13 protein-coding genes are annotated in these 17166 nt (G+C 54.2%); all 13 read right to left on the bottom strand.

Annotation, left to right across the window (positions count from 1 at the left end):
- The 13 genes from BN1121_RS17935 to BN1121_RS20230 all read right to left on the bottom strand — a co-directional run bounded on the left by BN1121_RS17935 (nucleotide 1) and on the right by BN1121_RS20230 (nucleotide 17151).
- Nucleotides 1-1728: an SLC13 family permease gene (locus BN1121_RS17935; RefSeq protein ID WP_005349889.1), complete on the bottom strand. Its 1728-nt coding sequence runs from the start codon at nucleotides 1726-1728 to the stop codon at nucleotides 1-3.
- Nucleotides 1725-3131, bottom strand: coding sequence for a sulfate adenylyltransferase subunit CysN (gene cysN, locus BN1121_RS17930; RefSeq protein ID WP_005349891.1), 1407 nt, complete (start codon nucleotides 3129-3131; stop codon nucleotides 1725-1727). The genes BN1121_RS17935 and cysN overlap by 4 nt, the downstream gene beginning before the upstream one ends.
- A gap of 1 nt (nucleotide 3132) precedes the next feature.
- The gene (gene cysD, locus BN1121_RS17925) at nucleotides 3133-4026 is read right to left on the bottom strand and encodes a sulfate adenylyltransferase subunit CysD (RefSeq protein WP_005349892.1); all 894 of its coding nucleotides are present in this window, start codon (nucleotides 4024-4026) and stop codon (nucleotides 3133-3135) included.
- Nucleotides 4027-4041: 15 nt separating this feature from the next.
- Nucleotides 4042-5469, bottom strand: coding sequence for a glycosyltransferase family 39 protein (locus BN1121_RS17920; protein ID WP_005349893.1), 1428 nt, complete (start codon nucleotides 5467-5469; stop codon nucleotides 4042-4044).
- 193 nt (nucleotides 5470-5662) lie between these two features.
- Nucleotides 5663-7867 (bottom strand): glycosyltransferase, encoded by a 2205-nt coding sequence (locus BN1121_RS17915; protein ID WP_005349894.1) that lies wholly within the window; start codon nucleotides 7865-7867, stop codon nucleotides 5663-5665.
- Between the two features lie 8 nt (nucleotides 7868-7875).
- Nucleotides 7876-9057 carry a sulfotransferase family protein gene (locus BN1121_RS17910; RefSeq protein WP_005349895.1) on the bottom strand — a complete coding sequence of 394 codons (1182 nt, stop codon included), beginning with the start codon at nucleotides 9055-9057 and terminating at the stop codon, nucleotides 7876-7878.
- Nucleotides 9058-9089: 32 nt separating this feature from the next.
- Entirely contained in the window at nucleotides 9090-10430 is a 1341-nt protein-coding gene (locus BN1121_RS17905; protein WP_005349896.1) for an ABC transporter ATP-binding protein, read from the bottom strand.
- A 10-nt stretch (nucleotides 10431-10440) separates the two neighbouring features.
- The gene (locus BN1121_RS19070) at nucleotides 10441-11019 is read right to left on the bottom strand and encodes an acyltransferase (protein ID WP_005349897.1); all 579 of its coding nucleotides are present in this window, start codon (nucleotides 11017-11019) and stop codon (nucleotides 10441-10443) included.
- A 75-nt stretch (nucleotides 11020-11094) separates the two neighbouring features.
- Nucleotides 11095-12483, bottom strand: a complete 1389-nt coding sequence (locus BN1121_RS17895; protein WP_005349899.1) for a hypothetical protein — start codon at nucleotides 12481-12483, stop codon at nucleotides 11095-11097.
- Nucleotides 12484-13093: 610 nt separating this feature from the next.
- Nucleotides 13094-15295: a secretin GspD/PilQ domain-containing protein gene (locus BN1121_RS17890; RefSeq protein ID WP_005349906.1), complete on the bottom strand. Its 2202-nt coding sequence runs from the start codon at nucleotides 15293-15295 to the stop codon at nucleotides 13094-13096.
- 19 nt (nucleotides 15296-15314) lie between these two features.
- A complete protein-coding gene (locus BN1121_RS17885; RefSeq protein WP_005349909.1) occupies nucleotides 15315-15815 on the bottom strand; it encodes a hypothetical protein in 501 nt (166 codons plus the stop codon).
- On the bottom strand, nucleotides 15812-16408 hold the full coding sequence (locus BN1121_RS17880; RefSeq protein WP_005349911.1) for a GspMb/PilO family protein: 597 nt from the start codon (nucleotides 16406-16408) through the stop codon (nucleotides 15812-15814). Before BN1121_RS17880 ends, BN1121_RS17885 begins: the two co-directional genes overlap by 4 nt.
- On the bottom strand, nucleotides 16405-17151 hold the full coding sequence (locus tag BN1121_RS20230; RefSeq protein WP_005349914.1) for a hypothetical protein: 747 nt from the start codon (nucleotides 17149-17151) through the stop codon (nucleotides 16405-16407). The genes BN1121_RS17880 and BN1121_RS20230 overlap by 4 nt, the downstream gene beginning before the upstream one ends.
- Nucleotides 17152-17166: the final 15 nt, after the last annotated feature.

The following is a 17166-nucleotide window of genomic DNA, read 5'->3' as shown; positions in this document are numbered from 1 at the left end:
CTAAAATGGGAAGATGAGAGGAACTAGACATACTATTGCGACCAAATACAATATCGATAGCGGCAAGCCGACTCTGATATAATCACCAAGCCCGTATTCACCGGCACGAAATGCCATCAGATTAGTCTGGTAAGCATATGGATTAATAAAACTACAGCTGGATGCATAAGCGACCACCATTACAAAAGGCAATGGAGAAACATCCAGTCCTTGTGCAACAGCGAGGGCAACCGGCGTCATCATTGCGGCTGTGGCATTGTTGGTGACCAACTCGGTCACGCACCAAGTAACAAACAAGACACCAATAAGGGCAACATAGGGTGACACATCTTGCAGTGCAACCTTAACCAGACTCGATACGTAGCCCATCAAGCCACTCCCTTCCATTGCCTTCGCCAGGGCTAATGCCGCCATGACGATCAGCCATAGGCCAAATGGGAATCGCCGGCGCAGCTCATTAAGTGTTAATACTCCCGTCGATAACAACAATCCAAAATAACAGATCATCGCCTTGAGAAGAGACACCCAACCTAACGCAGAGAGTGTGATAGACAATACAAAACCACCTATCATTAGCCATTCAGTTAATGGCCTGAATGCGCTGGTTGGTTTAGCGCCACGAATAATGAGAAAGTTTTTGGCCAAATTATTTCTATTGGAGAAATCAAGACCCGTCGCTAATACAAGAAAGTCGCCACCTTGCAGCGTCTTTTCACCCAATGAGCCAGACAGGGTTTCTCCATTGCGTCGCATAGCAACAACGGCGGCATCAAATTTCGCCCTAAAATCAGTGTCTTTAAGCATACACCCACATAGTGGTGAGTCAGGTAAGACAAGAACTTCTGTTAGCTCATCACCCTGTATACCGTGACGCTCAGCGTAGTTATCAAGCCCCGAAAAACGCGAAAGAAGGCCAACGGCTGTTGGATCACCTGAAAATAACAAGGTATCACCGGCCTCTAATCTATCTCCAGGAGCAACGGGGCGCAAAGAACTGCCCCTTCTGATAATTTCAACGAGAAACAGACGTTGAAGATGCCGTAACCCCGCCTGTGCCACAGTTTTGCCTATCATTGAGGAGTTATCCGAAACTCTTGCCTCTAACAGATAGGGCATTAAGGCATCATTATCGAGTTTATCATTCGGCAATAGATTACGTGCAATCCATAGCCATGCCAGGCCTAACGCAGCGGCGATCACTCCAACCGGGAAAAAATCCATCAGATGTAATCCCTCTAACCCTGCATCCAGCATCATAGTATTAACAATTAAGTTGGTTGAAGTACCAACTAATGTCAGCATGCCTCCCATTGAAACCACGTAAGTCATCGGCAAGATAAGACGACGACCCGGGTGCTGTTGGGACGCTCGCAAGGGGCCCAACAAAATAGATACGATTGCCGTATTATTGAGAAAGGCTGAACTCATCAGAGCAGATAGCATAACGCGCCACCAACTTCCGGTAAAACTACTGGCCAGCATCCAGCTGGTGATACGTTGTAGCAAAAAAGTCCGCTCAAGTACGAACGCGGTACAAAGCAGCAGCACCAGCGTCACAAGACCTTGATTTGCGGCACTGGCGATCAAGTCATCACTGCTAATCGCACCGGAAATATAAAGCACGAGTAAAGCACAGCCAAAGATCTTTTCCGCTCTATGGTGCCAATAAGCCAATGCAGCCAGGGTAATGAGGAAGATGAGCAAAACCCATAATGCTTCAGATGTCATAGTAGCTCACGGATATCTTTTGCATCCCAGTGAGGGAAGTGTTTCCTGATCAGCGCATTTAACTCCAACTCAAAGTCACTGAATTTGGAGTCTTGCCGACATTCTTCAGACGGGATTTCACTGATCATACCTGCGCCTAATGTGGCGTTCGATATCCTGTCGACGATGATAAATGAACCCGTTTTATGGCTTTCCTGGTAAAGATCGACAGGTATAGACTGGGTGAATTTTATCTTACACTGCGCAATTTCATTAAGCCGAAGATGAGCCGCTGCATGATGTGAAAAGTCATTAATATCAATGCGATAGTCAATTGCATCGACAGAACCTGTTAAGACCCGAGTCCCGATTCTAATCTCATATTGTTGATGGGGTTGTAATGGCTGCTCATGTAACCATACGAGCATGCCACTCACATGAGACACATTCTTCCATTTTTCATCATTGGACACGATGACATCACCACGACTGATATCTATGTCGTCATTGAGTGTCAAGGTAATGGCCTGCCCCGTCTCAGCAGAAGGAAGGTCTCCATCAAACGTCACAATACGTTCGACCTTGCTCTCTTTTCCTGATGGCCAAACGCGAACCGAATCCCCTACTCGAACAATGCCACGAGCGACGGTGCCACAATAACCTCTGAATTCTCCATCAGGGCGATTCACATATTGCACCGGGAAACGTAAGGCACCATTCACTGGCGGATTAACCTCGACGGTCTCCAAACAAGTCAGCAAGGTTTCGCCCTGATACCAGGGCATCACCAAGCTTCTCTCTACCACGTTGTCACCACGCAATGCAGAGAGAGGAATAAACTGGGGCTCGACAAAGTTGAGATCTTTGGTGAAAGCCATGAAGTCATGACAAATGTTCTCAAAGCATTGTTGCTCATAGCCCACCAAATCCATTTTATTGATGGCAACAACGATATGCCTTATGCCAAGCAGCGAACAAATATAGCTATGACGTCGTGTCTGGGGCTTTACACCCGACCTGGCATCAATGAGTATGATGGCCAAGTCACAGTGTGAGGCACCAGTAGCCATATTCCGTGTATATTGTTCATGGCCCGGAGTGTCGGCGATGATAAATTTTCGCTTGTCGGTAGAAAAATAGCGATATGCCACATCAATCGTAATACCCTGCTCGCGTTCGGCCTGAAGCCCATCGACTAACAGAGCCAGATCTACTTCTTGGTCTGTGGTATTGAACTTACGAGAATCTCGTTGCAGGGCCGCGAGCTGATCATCGTAGATCAACTTTGAGTCGTGCAACAATCGGCCTATCAGGCTGCTCTTACCATCGTCTACACTACCGCAGGTCAGAAAGCGTAACTGCGATTTCTGCTCGTTCGATGTCAAATACGCATCAAAATCGCTGATCATGAGCTCTTTAGCCATTCTAGAAATACCCCTCCATCTTCTTCTTTTCCATCGAAGCAGACTGATCCGAATCGATGAGGCGCCCTTGCCGCTCCGATGTTCTCGCCTGAAGCATCTCAGCGATGATAGCGGGTAGCGTGTCTGCATTTGACTCAAATGCACCTGTCAGTGGGTAGCAACCCAGAGTGCGAAAACGCACCGTTTTCATCTGCGGCGTTTCCCCAGGGAGAAGGCGCATTCTGTCGTCATCCACCATGATAAGGGTTCCTCCTCGCTCCACAACCGGGCGGGGAGCCGAAAAATAGAGAGGAACTATCTCAATCTTCTCGCGATAGATATACTGCCAAATATCCTGCTCTGTCCAGTTCGATAAGGGAAATACGCGGATACTTTCACCCGGATGAATACGTGTATTATAAATATCCCAAAGTTCCGGGCGTTGATTCTTTGGATCCCAACGATGCTGGTCATCACGAAATGAGAACACTCGCTCTTTGGCGCGACTTTTTTCCTCGTCACGACGAGCACCACCAAATGCAGCATCGAACTTGTATTTATTGAGTGCCTGCTTGAGTGCTTCAGTTTTCATTATGTCGGTGTAAGAAGAGCCATGGTCAAATGGATTAATTCCTTTATCCTTTGCCTCCTTGTTGGTGTGAACCAACAAGGTGAATCCATACTGGGCTGCCATCCGGTCACGAAACTCAATCATCTCGCGAAACTTCCATCCGGTGTCCACATGTAACAATGGGAAAGGGATTTTTCCTGGATAGAAGGCTTTGCGTGCCAGATGAAGTAACACGGAAGAATCTTTGCCAATAGAGTAGAGCATCACTGGATGCTCGAACAGGGCAACGACCTCACGGAAAATGGTGATTGCTTCGTTTTCCAACAGATCAAGACTATTTTCCATTACTGAAGCTCCACATCAAGACTTAACGATAACCACGATACCATTGAATTTCACTTCCTGGTATATCAAGGCACACGCTTTAAATGCATTAATAATTTCGTGATGAGAGCCGTGAGCATATAATAAAGCATGGCCATCACGAATTTCTTGGCAAGCATTCTCTACATCGCCACTCGCCGAAAGCATGTCAATATCAACCTTCTTATGCATGTAGTTATCAAGATAATATTTGTAATAGGCTTCATTGGGTGACCAAGATGCAAAAATCTTATACTTTGAAACACCATAACCATCTGATATAAATTTCGCAGCTTCTTTGTACTCTTCTTTTTCATATACATTAGCCTGACTATCTGCTGGGGGGGAAAGCCAGGAGATAAGAAAAGCCACGAGTATGAGTACTGTTTTTCTTTCTGTCAGGTTAGACAGTGCATGAAACAAAAGATAGATGCACCAAGGGATGATGAAGATAAAGTGGCGTGGATGGAGAATTCCTGATTTTTTGCAGACAAAGGCCAACACAGCGATTGACAGTAAGATAGCGATGACAATGTATTGCTCAGTGTGCTTTTTTTTCAAAAAAACATAGGCGGCAGATAGTGCAATGGCAACAATCCCCCAGCCAAAATAACCATACATTATAGTCAACATTGAGCTCAGGGACTGAGTGTATGATAATTGAGACCACGCAACGCCACCCTTCGCGGTGAAAAGAAGACTGTGATATGAAAGATATATCCAGAGCACAACAAAAGGCACTGGAATTGCCGGAAGCCAATAACGCCTTCTTTTTATATCATCCCACGCAATGGAGAGGTAAATGATACCAATAAACACCGCCATATAATAATGGGTTAAAAATGACGCTGTCGCTAAAGAATAAAATGTATACCGCCAAACACGCTCATTACCATGCCCAGTTTTCACTTTGGTAAATGCCAAGAGACAGAGAGTGGAAAGCATCATGAAAAACATATAGCTTCTGGCTTGCGTCACATAACTTTGAGTCACGGGGAGCCATAACAAAAGCAACGCGGTGGCGATAATAGACAGTTCTGTTTTGTTTTTTAGCTTCGATCGACATGCGGTCAAAATAAATAAAAGCGCTAACATAATGATAGCGACATTAAAACCGCGTAGTGAATATTCAGAATCACCGAAGAGCGACGCCCACGCTTTGAGGGAAAGATCATACATGGGTGGATGTTGCTCACCGGCCTTCACGGTCAGAAAGCTGTCCTCCATCTCAATCTGAAGCACTGTCTTTCGCTCATATTGAGTATCAAAAACAGGATGGTAGCGAATTACGGAAGCGGTGAATAACTCGTCGGACCAAAAGCCTCGCTCGTTGAGAATGGGTATCATTTTCCATATGGCGCATATCATGACCAGTACATAAAATATGACCAAGCTAGTGCTGTTATCATCCCAAAGACGCCGCATTCTTATTGTCATTCAACGGATACCCCTATTTATGGTCCGTTCTGCATGCAGGTCTCTAACCGGTAATACAAAACGGACCGTTACCACAAGTCTTCAATATACGGGGTGAACGATCTCCTCTATCGGCTGGCTCAGATAGCCACTGCATATTTTGGTTTCGCTCACTCCCGCACTATCTCACCATTACACCGAATTACTTAACAATCTCATGTATCGGTCTTCTGCTCAGAAAACGCTTAATCGCTCTTTGTAGTCGGAAGGGAATAAGACGCGCCAGGGAGCCAATGAAGGGGCGATTTCGTACCTTCCACAAGAGCTGTAAAAGGCGCTCTTTACGCGACAACAACACGACTGTGGGTGCAAGTGACAACTTTTCACACCATATCTTTGCCAACGTTTCAGCATCGGTTGACTGCGCGACCGGATCAACGCGCAAATATTCACCGGCATAGAAATGCTCACGCAGTTCGATGCTGTCATCATCCTGAACGGTCGCGACAAATGCGGTCAGATCCGCGCCTTGAGCATACGCTCGCCAGAAGGCAGCACAATCGAGAGGCTTAATATCCCAGGGCAATAGCGAAGAGTGAGCTCGCCCCTGTGTGCGTTCGATAAAGGCGCCAAGATCCGGGCAAACGACAGGGTAGCAACGCTCGAGAGCAATGGAGAGCGTATAGCTGTAGGTCTCAGGCCACAGCGCCGGGAACCAGACCACGTGCGGTTTAATGTTATCCAGCTTCTCATCGAGTTGAGACAAGCTATAGGCACCATGGTTCACGATGCCGCGCAAGGGACGATAACCGTAGCCCAGCAAATGGAATTCCACCTTGGCCGGGTCGCACAGCAGGGCAACTTGTTCGAGCAAGTCCGCCCCTTTCTCACGACTCAGGGCCCCCAGGATCAGCACCCGCAAGGGTTCACCCGCTACATGCGTCTGCCGGGGCTCAGCGTAATCTTGCGCGTCCGGGTGATATGCCACGACGGCTTTGCCAGAGAGCTCACTCTCGTTGCCATAGAGTCGGCTAAAGCGCTGATAAAGGTCACGACAGGGATAGATGATCCGCTCGGCCCGCGAGAGCAAAGGCAGCACGCCGTTTCGCCACTCCTCGCCCGAGACGCCAATTTGCGCCGCTTGTCGGCATAGGTCCTCCCACTCCTTGCGCTCCTCACTGACAAACTGCCCATAGCTGTCCGTCAAGGTGGGATTGCCATTGATCATGTAATAATCATGAATCGTCACATCATATGGCACACCGAGCGAGCTGGGCAGTAGCCAGGCTCGCGGCGATAGCCCCATGACATGATGAAAATGCACGCGCCCGACGCCAAGCTCACGCAAGAAGGCCACAAGCAGTTCATATTCGGTGTGAATATTGAAGACAAAGGCATCGCTCTTATCGTCTTCCAGGGCACTGAGGTAGAGATTGACGTGCCCTTCTTGTTGGCCCGGGGTCAAACGAAGGAAGTAGGCCTTACCCAGATGGTGAGTGGCCAACTCGGCAACATGCTGGGCCACACCACCACCGAGGTGATGAGCGACCGAGAGCACAACGGGAAGCCCACTTTGTGCCACAAATTTGATCTTGGCCATCATCCTGGCCTGCTTGGCAGGGTCTTGCCCAATAAAGGCCATCACATCGCGGGTGTAGTTAGGATGCAGGGCATTGAGCAGCTCCAGTGCCCGTGCCTTGCGAGGGTCCCCTTCCTCTTGAAAGCTGACGCCCCCCTTGTGGTACGCAAAGACATTGAGCTGGTGATAATTTTTCCAACCCAGCTTATGGGCACGCTGACACCAGTCATTTTCCTCACCATAGCCCTTGCCGAAGGTCTGCTCATCGAAATAACCGACGGCATCGAGGCAATCGCGACGGATATACATGCAAAAGCCCACTCCCGTCGGCACTTCGACAAGCTCATCTTCGAGTGGCAAGGTGGCGAACAGGCGATCCAAGGCGTTGACGTCAAGCCCCGCAAATAGCTCATTATCCTGACAAAAATGGGGGAAGCTACAGATGGTGGCATTATTGGAAAATGGGGTCAGGCTGGCGACCCGATCGTGACGATAGGCTGCGCGGCGCATCCGCTCCAGCCAGTTTGAATTGGCGAGCTCTACGTCGCTGTTAAGAAGCAGCACATCACGGTCAGAATGCAGTGCCATCCCAAAATTGACCGTCCCGACAAACCCCTTGTTTTGCTCATTTTCATAAAGCTCGAATCCCAAGGGGCTGGCCTGCTCACGCAACCATTGGGTCAAGGCTGGCTCGGGGGAACAGTCATTGACGACGATAAGCTTGGCCCAATCGGGCATCCCCGGCAGCAGGGAAAGGATACACTCCTTGGTCTCGTCAAGACCCCGATAGACAGGAATGATGATATCGAGGGGTTTCATTTCGAGCATGTATAAACTCACAATTCAGTAACAAAGCGATTGATAAACCAGCGCAGCAACGGCCGCGCAGCGATAGCACTGAGGCGACCCTGGAGCATTTTCAGCTCGTGATCCCTCTGCTCCACGATTCGAATGGCATATCCATGCGCCTCACCCTCTTCCTTGAGCCGCTCATCGAGTCTCTCGATCTCGGCATCGCGCACCCTCAGGGTATCGAGCGCAGTCGTGTGCAGCTCACCGAGAGAGCACAACTGCTGCTGCAACGATGCAAGCTGTTCATCGCGCTGCGCTATGGTCGCCAGCGCCAGAGTATGGTTCTCTCCCAATGCCAGGGAGGCGACCACCACCCGGTTAAGGGTACGAAAATCGGTTACCAGGGCTGGCAGCCAGAGCCCGGCCGCGGCCAATTCTTCACGAAAATGGGTATGCCAGTGGGACCAATCCTGCTGCAGGATCTGCTCCCCATGCTTGGCTATCTGGGCAGCCAGAGCGTCCAGGCTCGGCAATATGGGGGCGCTGGCTTGGCGTCGTTGTTGGCGCTGCATGGCGGGATCGATGAAATCGACGGCACTCACTGCCGGCAAGGCCAGCTCCTGCTGGATCTGGGTCAATGCGCGGGTTGGATCGGCCAACATGACCTCATAATCGAGCCAGCAGCGCGGCTGGCCGCGAGTATAGGCTTCGGCCGAGAGCGTATATTCGCCCCAAAGCAGCCCCCCCAGCAGCGGGTTCATCTGGTCACGCTTTTGCAGCGAGCGCGCGACCTGATCCAGGTCGCGGTTCATCAGCAGATAGCAGGCCTGATCCCCCACCTCGGAGATCGCCTGCTGCCAGCAGGGCAGCAAGATGGACAAGCGAGGATCCTTCAAGCCACACAGGGGGGCATCGGCAAACTCGGGGTCGCGTAAAAAGGAACACATGCGTGTAAACAGGGCGGCACTGGGGCGCCAACCCTGCTCGAACCGGGCCGCCAGAGTAAAGGGATCATACCAGGCGCCGCCGAGCTCCTGCAGCAGCGCTTCGTTGATCGCTACCAGCTCTGCGTGCTCCCAGAACCCCTTCTCGTTGACATCCCCCTGCAACTCGATAAACGAATCACCAAAGGCGATCCCCGTATGGGCAAGGGCACCGGCAACGGCGCTGGTACCGCTGCGGTGCATGCCGAGTACCAGAACCCAGCGTCGAGTTTTATTGATCATCATCCACCCCTTGGCTTAATCCACCGCACCACTTAGGCCCGTGAGAGGGTCCGGCACCGAAAGCCCAGATCCACATAGCTGGTCGCAGTTTCGGCCGGATTGGGCAGCACCTTGAACACGAGTGCATCGAGCTTGCGCGCCAGGAAGCCGCTGTATTGATCGGTGTCGCCATAGACACCGGCGTTCATAAAATAGGTGCCGGCATTGAGACTCAGCTCAAATTCGCACTCCACCGTCAGCCTGCTGCCGGCAGGAAGAGAGACACCACTCGCCTGCTGCGGCGGCGCACTGCTCACCCCGCCGATGGAAACCCCATCGACCCGTTTGATCAGGGTGCCATAGAAGAAGTTATCCACATCCTGATGCAGTCGCACGGCGAAACGGTAGCGGTAGCGCTTTCCTTTATGCAGCAGGTTGACCCTGAACCCCTGCTCGTCCAGCAGGAAAGGCTCCTCGATTGAGGCTCCATTTTCTACGTAATCGGTGCTCTGCGCCACCAAGCCTTCAATATAAAAGTCCGGATGGAGAGGGTGATCGGCTTCGGCTTCGCTTGCGGGCTCGGGCTCGGGGGCCATGGTCGGAGCCGCCGACTGCGCCAGGATCCCTTGGCGAACCTCGTCCCGTTGCTCGGGGCGGGCATAGAGCAACTTCTGATAGAGCCCCACCGCCTGTTTGGGCTCACCATCAAACAGCAGCTGACCATGATCGAGCAGCAGGGCCCGATCACAGAGCGACACCACCGACTCAGCCGAGTGGGAGACAAACAGGATCGATACCCCCTGGCTCTGCATCTCGCGCAACCTGGCGAAACACTTGCGCTGGAAGGCCTCATCCCCCACCGCCAGCGCCTCATCGATGATGAGGATATCGGGCTCCACATGAATGGCGACCGCAAAGGCCAGACGAACGTACATGCCGCTGGAATAGGTCTTGACCGGCTGATGCACATGCTCACCGATATCGGCAAATTCCAGGATGCGTGGCAACAGGCTCTCGGTGTCGGCGCGGCTCATGCCATTGATGCTGGCGTTGAGAAAGATATTCTCAATGCCGCTGAACTCGGGGTTAAAGCCGGCCCCCAACTCCAGCAGGGCGGCGATGCGACCATGGCGGGTGATGGTGCCGCCACTGGGAGTCAGGGTGCCACAGATGAGCTGTAGCAGGGTCGACTTGCCGGAGCCGTTGGCGCCGATGATGGCGACCGTCTCACCGGCGGCCAGCCGAAACGAAAGCGGCAGCAGCGCCTCGACACTCTGATGGCGGCCAGACAGCCCCACGAGATCCTTGAGGCGCTGCTGGGGTGAATCATAGACGCGATAAGTCTTGGCAACATCCTGTACCAGTAAGCGGCAAACGGGCAGCTCTTCTTGCATTCGGAAAGGGTTATTTTGATAACAATCGGGCGATTATATCTTGTTGCAAGCGAAAGCGCAGCCAACGGGGTAACCATTGCCACCACAGGCCCCACTCGCCCGGTTCGCGGATCTGCGTCAGATAAAAGTTCGGATTGCAGCAGGCGGGGCACTGCTCGGCACCGTGCCACAGCGACATCCCCTGACGCTTGAGCGCCAAATAGCGCCACGGACTGCGAAACTTGACCACCCGAGCCGGGTTGCCGGCAACGACCGCCAGCGCTGGCACCCGACCGCTCACCACGCTGCCCATGGCGACCACGGCCCCTTCACCAATCCGGCTGCCGGGCGCCACCAGGACATTACGCCCTAACCAGACATAATCCTCGATCACGATCGGGGCCTGTACCCTGGCCAGACCATAGGGAAGACGCTCCCCCTCGTAGTCGTGATTGATGCTCCAGAGCACACAATCAAACGAGATCACCACCCCGGCGCCAAGGCTGACGCCGCCGGCGGCCTGGATCACGGTGCCGGCCCCCACATGCAGCGGCCCACACAGCGTCAGCCCCTCATGCTCGTGAATCGTCACCCCCTCGAGACAGTGCATCACTCCTCCTGTTAAACGGCAGACATAAAAAAACGGGCAGCCTAGGCTGCCCGTCTTGGACTCTAATCGCGTGGATTAGAAGCTGTTCATGGTGGCGAAGGTGTTGCCATCCTTGGAAACAGTATAGGACTGCAGGCTGATCATGTTAGCCGGAACCTGACCTTCTACCTTCAGGCGCAGCTTGCCTTCGCCGGCCAGGGTCAGACCCTTGGCAGCAGCGGCGGCGAACACGTCGTCAACCAGCATCTGGGTGGTGGAGGCACCGGCTTCCAGAGCGGCCGGCTGGTTAGCAACGGCAGACAGCGGGAAGGTAGCGCTCTTACCATCGTCGGCGATAACGGTAACGAAGAAGTCACCCTTCATGCCAGACTTGTTGGAGATGCGAACGAAGTTCTTGTAAGCACCAGCCGGCTTCAGAGCGATGTTCAGCTCGGCAGAGGCGCCGTTCTTCTTCAGCTCGGACAGGGTGCCGATCGGCAGGTCGGTGGCGGTGGAGTTAGCAGCAGCCTTGACCAGGTACTTACCAACGAAGGAGGTCTCGTTGATGGCGGTCTTGCCGTCTACTTCCAGAACCAGGTCAACGGTGGTAGCCGGATCGGTGGTCACGTCACCCACAGCAGCAACCAGGTCGAAGGTGGCCTTGGCGGTGTCGATGGTGGTGGCGTTGGTGCCGTTCAGTTTCAGAGCAGAAACGTCAACCTTGGTGGCGTCGGCAGCTTGCTTCTTGGCAGCAGACAGGTCGGCAGTCACTTCAACCTTGGAGCCAGCGGCAACCAGGTCAGCCATGGCAGCAGCCTGACCGTCGGTCCAACGAGCACCAGTCATGCCGATAGCAACCTTACCAACGGTGTTGGTGACGGCACCGGCTTCGAACTTCTTGGACTCAGCAGATACGTCGATCTTGGCCGGGGTGGTGGCAACGAACTTGGCAGCCAGAGCCGGGGTGAAGGTCACCACGTTGGCGTTCTTGTTGGCCAGAGCCTGAGCCGGATCGTTGGCAACGGCAGCTACGGCAGTTTCGAACAGCTTGTAGGTGACGTTAACAGTGTTGCCAGCCTTAGCCAGGATGCGCGGAGCGAAGGTCAACACGTCGTTGGCGCCGATGGCAGCTGCGGTATCTTTGATTTCGAAGATAACGAAGGTCTTGCCAGTGCTGGATACAGTCTTGGTGAAGGTACCAGAAACGGCAGTCAGGTCGCCGGCAGCGATGTTGGCAACATCGAACTCAGCACCGGTCACGTCGAAACGAACGTAACGCTGGTTGTTGGCAGAGATGGAGAAACCAACCTTTGCAGTGATGTCCATTGCGTTGGCATCGTTGACCAGCAGGGTACCAGCGGTGGTATCGAACTTGATCTCGGAAGCAAACTTCAGCGCGGTGGGGGTGGCTGCGTCAAAGTCAACCACTGCAGCTGCATTGAAGCTCAGGCCAGCAACGGCCAGGGCGATCAGTGTCTTTTTCATTAGAATCATTCTCCGAAATTAAACTAGTTTAACCCGAGCTCCCTCAGGTAAGACTAAAACCTGCTTTCCCGCCTAAACGCCCCTTTTCCGGAAAGGTGTGCTATGCACAGGAAAGATGAGGCTCTGTTGCTTAAAAGCCTGTTGATCATATCCGTCGCATTAAAATAATCAAGCACTCTCAATCTCTTAAGCGCCCATAAAAGCGCCAAACGCACCAAAGCGTGAAAAAAATCACAAATAAAGGGCCCCTTTTGAGCCCCTTTCTATGACTAAACTATCAATTGCGGTTGCATTGGGCACCCAAGGGCGTCAGTTGTGGACCCCTTGCAAGGCGCCGCTTTGGCTCCTACTGAACAGCCACTGAACTGATCCGATCCCTTAGCATGACGATCATCATGATCTTTTTGTGAATTTATGCCGGCGCGGCTCGGCCCCAAACTGGGGAAAAAACAGGCGAGAGCCCCTGATCAATATTTTTCGTCGCTCAGGCCTCTGGGGGCACCACCAACCGTGACCACCAGGGCGGCAGGCCGGCCAAATAAAAAAGCGGAGCAATCGGCTCCGCTTTTTATTGGTGCTGCCTTATATAAGGCAGGACGAGTCACGCGCTTTACTGGCTGGCCCCCTCGGGGGCCAGCCCCGGCAGGTAGCGGCGCTTGAGGGTCGGCGCATTATTGAGCTCGAGCTGCTGCTGATAGCGCTCGGTCAGGCTCTGCGCCTCGTTGAAGTCGCGGATCACATAGGGGATGATCATCACCACCAGCTCGGTACGGTTTTCACTGTTGCTCTTGGTCTTGAACAGGCTACCAATCCAGGGGATGTCCCCCAGCAGCGGCACGCCGGCATCGCCCTCCCCCTTGGTGCTGGAGATAAGACCCGCCAGCATCACGGAGCCACCATCACGCAGGGTCAGCGCCGTCTGCACCTTACGATTCATGATGGTGGGGGTCAGGCTCTCTGAACTGTTTGAGGTATCTGCCTGCTCCGACAGCTCTTGACTGACGGTCAAGTCGACCACACCGCTCGCCTGCACCGTCGGCTTGATGGTGAGGATCACACCGGTCTTGCGATACTGCACCGTCTTGTTGATGGGGGCATCGGGATTGTCGCTGGCCTGGTTGGTGCCGGTGACGACGGGGATCTCGTTACCCACCTCGATGCGCGCCTCTTCACCGCTGCGCACCATCAACTTGGGGCTGGAGCGGATCACCGCCTGCTTGTTGTCATAGAAGGCGTTGAGGGTAGCCCGTGTCTGACCGGCACTGTTAAGCGTCATGTTGAGACCGGCCTTGCCAAGTTGGTTGGCGGTTCCCAGGACCAGATCTTTGGCCCCCAGATCGGTACGAATACCTTGCCAGTTGACGCCCAGCCCCTCTTTATCGTTGAGGTTCACCTCGGCCAGCAGCACATCGATCATCACGGACGGCACCGGCTTATCCAGCTCGTCGAGCAGTGGACGCAGTGTCACCCATTCACGGCCACTGCCCTTGAAGATGAGGGCATTGCGGTTGCCATCGACCACCACGCTCCCCTGCTCGCCCTTGGGCGCTACTGAAGTGGGGGCCGGCGTTGCCGGCGCGCCGGCGGTGAGGGATCCTGAGCCACTCTGCTCGCCGGTCGCACTCACGGTATTGCTACTGTTGACCCCGGTTGCCGGAATGTTGGCCCCATAACCGAGCGCGCCCAGCATGGTCGCGATAGACGCGGCCTGGGTGTTACGCACCTGGTAGATGAAGAGGCCGTTCTCTACCTTCTCCTGAGACTCGCGATCCAACACCTCGACCCATTGGCGCACATGACTGAGCACGCGGGGCTCGGCGGCAAAGACGATGATGCGCTGCAACTCTTTCATCTTCAGCACCAAGACGCCACCGAATGGCGGTGTGTCGGCAACATCATACCCTTCGGATTGCAGTACCTTGATGAGGGCATTGCCCAGCTGATCGGCATCGGAATAGACGGGGCTGATGGCCAGGCTATGGCTACTCTTGAGCGCCGGCTGATCGAACAGGGAGATCGCCTCGGTCGCCTGCTTGACCAGCTCTACCGGACCGCGCAGCATCAGGGCATTGATGATGCGATCGTCCTTTATCTTGAGCTGAGAATTACCGAACATCTCGGCCAGCCAGGCGGCCATCTGATCGCTACGCACCACCTTCATCGGCACAATCTGGAACACGGGGCGATGGGACATGGGGACGTCTGGCAGGGCACCGCCACTCACCATGAGTGGCAAGGCGTCATTGGCCACGGTCTGGGCCACACCGAATGTATAGAGGCCATCGCGCAGCTTGACCTCGACCCCGTAATCGGCCAATACATTGCGCGCCGTGTTGAACAGCACCGCCGGCGGCTGGGGATCGCTCATGCGAAGGGTAACCAGATCACCCTTTTTCTGCAGCTCGGGGGTCATGGTGAACGAGAGCCCCAAACGGTTGCCAAAGACCTCGTTGATAAAGGCAGGCAACGGGAAGTTGTTTACGTTCATGCTGATGGCGTCGCCCTTGAGCGCCTCTCCCAGGGTCGAGTCATCTGGGGTGATGACCCGCACACTCTGACGTTGGCTCGGGGTGATGCCGAAGCGATCGCGTTTGCGCTGGGCCGGGTCTTGCGCCTGCTCGGCCTGCAGCGTTTCATTGATCGCCCCTTGCGTCTGCTGCTCGCGGATTGGCTTGGGCAGCGCCGTCGGATCGGTATTGATCGCACAGCCCGCCAGCATGCCCAGAGAAAGTGCGAGCAGTGTGAGTCGGGGCGCAGCGGCCTTCAGGAGATGATGCCCGGCACGGGATTCGGATTTAAACAGAAGATCCATATTGTTTTTATGCCATGAATTAGGGTTGTGTTGTATTAGCCTGAGCTGCCTGTGGCTTGGGGTAGAGAACCAAGGTCCCCTGCTTGCCCGTGCTGGTTGTCCATCGTACGCGATCCGGCTCAATGCTGGTGACCTGCTGCTGTGGGTCAAGCTCGGCCCCCACCGACACCGTCAACAACTTGTTTTTCGGACTCAGCACCAGGGCCTGAGGGTGCCCCCCCTGACGGATCACGGCGACCAGGCGCCATTCGGTCGCCTCTGCCCCCTGAGCGTCTTTCTGGTGCTCGTTTTGCGCGCCATCGGCAGTGCTTGACGAGGGCTCGACGGGCCAGAATTGCGCTATGCGCTGTGGATCGGGTTGAACCATGGCGAGATCGGGTAACGCCGTGGGTAACTGCCAGCGCGTGGCGGCCACATTATTCTCTATCTCCGCTTCCGGTGCCGTGAAATAACCCAGCGGCAAGGCGGAAAACAGAGAGGTCAGGCCCAATGCGATGAGCTGCTTTTGCCTGACCATCATGGTGTTGCTCCGAAGGGATGGAACCAAACGGTGGCAATGAGGTTATAAATCAGTTCATCCCCGACCTGATTGCTAATGGTTAAATTCTCCACACGTAATACCGGATCCGTGCGCTCGAGCCGGTTGATCACCTTGAGCAGCCCCAACGCCTTGGCCCTGCCACTGATGCGCAGTTGGAGCGGTGTCAGCGCCGTTGCCGCATCGGCAGCCGGTGCGCTCGAGACCTCAATCTGGCCCTGCGCCAAACCATTTTCCTTGAGCAGGGCGGCAATGCGACTCTGCAAGTCGGCACGGGCCAATGCTTCGCTCTGGGCACGACCAAAGTGGCGGGCTGTAGCATCCAGCCCCTGACGCACCTGAGCGAGCCGATCGGGCCAGCTTTCTTTACCGGAACTTTGCTGATATTCAGCCAGCTGGTTGAGGGCCGAGGCTTCACGGCTTTGCAGATCTGCACGCAGATCGCTCATCACCAGATTAAGCCACAGCAAAAAAATCAGGCCAATCGCCAAGGTGCCATAACGTACCCTGGCGTTGGTGTCCCACTGCTCTTTACTTTCGGCCAAAAGCTGGCGCCATTGTTGCTGCAGGCTCATGAACCTGTTCTCCCCGCCGGGGTGACTCTGTCTATCTCTGCAATAAAGCGAACGCCTTGCCCATTGCTATTGAGTTGGATCTGCACATTACGCAGCACCATGGCCCCCGCCTGCAGGCCATCAAATCGCGTCACATAGCCCCTCGGATCCGGTTGGCTGTCATTTAATGTCATCTCGATACGACCTGGCTGGATCACCAGCTGCTGGAGATTGCTTACCGTCGCCGGTATCTGCTCCAGGATTTGATTGAGTAGCAGGGTGTTTTCTTGTTGCAGCAACGATCGTTGCGTCAGTAACCGCTGGCGCAGCCGCTCGGCTCTCAGACGAGCTTGCTGTTCCATGACGGCGGACTCATCCTGAGCAGATAGCTGCTCTTCCAGCTGTGTCAACGCCTGCCAATGGCGCAGCGCCATGCCCCCTTGCAGCAGTAGGCTCGCGAGCAGCAACATGGTCACGGCCGCCGCCGCACACATCACCAGCCATGTGCGTTCGGCCCCTTGCAGCGGCAGGCGTCGAGTGTAATCACAGGCGATGGCCGCCTTATCTGGGTATTCGCTCAGGCGGCTCTCGACCAGAATGCCATCATGCCATCGCTGCCATTCACACCCATCGATGCCTTGCAGCCAGCGCTCGCCATCTTCGGCGGCTGGGGAGAGCAGGCTTTCTGGAATAATGTTGCCCTGAAAATGAGTCGGCAGGCGAGGCTGTAGGCGTTCTTGATCCCAGATCCAGGTTTGGGCCATCCCCCCCTTCCAACG

It is taken from the genome of Aeromonas diversa CDC 2478-85, from assembly GCF_000819805.1.
In the GTDB taxonomy this organism is placed as follows: domain Bacteria; phylum Pseudomonadota; class Gammaproteobacteria; order Enterobacterales; family Aeromonadaceae; genus Aeromonas; species Aeromonas diversa.
Note: the sequence above shows the minus strand (reverse complement) of the source record. Positions and strands in the feature narration are given on the sequence as shown.

What these genes read in the sequence shown, in the direction of transcription:
- BN1121_RS17890 (WP_005349906.1), bottom strand. Translation starts at nt 15,295, where the DNA reads ATGGATCTTCTGTTTAAATCCGAATCCCGTGCCGGGCATCATCTCCTG.
- BN1121_RS20230 (WP_005349914.1), bottom strand. Translation starts at nt 17,151, where the DNA reads ATGGCCCAAACCTGGATCTGGGATCAAGAACGCCTACAGCCTCGCCTG.
- BN1121_RS17885 (WP_005349909.1), bottom strand. Translation starts at nt 15,815, where the DNA reads ATGATGGTCAGGCAAAAGCAGCTCATCGCATTGGGCCTGACCTCTCTG.
- BN1121_RS17915 (WP_005349894.1), bottom strand. Translation starts at nt 7,867, where the DNA reads ATGCTCGAAATGAAACCCCTCGATATCATCATTCCTGTCTATCGGGGT.
- BN1121_RS17880 (WP_005349911.1), bottom strand. Translation starts at nt 16,408, where the DNA reads ATGAGCCTGCAGCAACAATGGCGCCAGCTTTTGGCCGAAAGTAAAGAG.
- BN1121_RS17920 (WP_005349893.1), bottom strand. Translation starts at nt 5,469, where the DNA reads ATGCGGCGTCTTTGGGATGATAACAGCACTAGCTTGGTCATATTTTAT.
- BN1121_RS17935 (WP_005349889.1), bottom strand. Translation starts at nt 1,728, where the DNA reads ATGACATCTGAAGCATTATGGGTTTTGCTCATCTTCCTCATTACCCTG.
- cysD (WP_005349892.1), bottom strand. Translation starts at nt 4,026, where the DNA reads ATGGAAAATAGTCTTGATCTGTTGGAAAACGAAGCAATCACCATTTTC.
- BN1121_RS17895 (WP_005349899.1), bottom strand. Translation starts at nt 12,483, where the DNA reads ATGAAAAAGACACTGATCGCCCTGGCCGTTGCTGGCCTGAGCTTCAAT.
- BN1121_RS17905 (WP_005349896.1), bottom strand. Translation starts at nt 10,430, where the DNA reads ATGCAAGAAGAGCTGCCCGTTTGCCGCTTACTGGTACAGGATGTTGCC.
- BN1121_RS17910 (WP_005349895.1), bottom strand. Translation starts at nt 9,057, where the DNA reads ATGATCAATAAAACTCGACGCTGGGTTCTGGTACTCGGCATGCACCGC.
- cysN (WP_005349891.1), bottom strand. Translation starts at nt 3,131, where the DNA reads ATGGCTAAAGAGCTCATGATCAGCGATTTTGATGCGTATTTGACATCG.
- BN1121_RS19070 (WP_005349897.1), bottom strand. Translation starts at nt 11,019, where the DNA reads ATGCACTGTCTCGAGGGGGTGACGATTCACGAGCATGAGGGGCTGACG.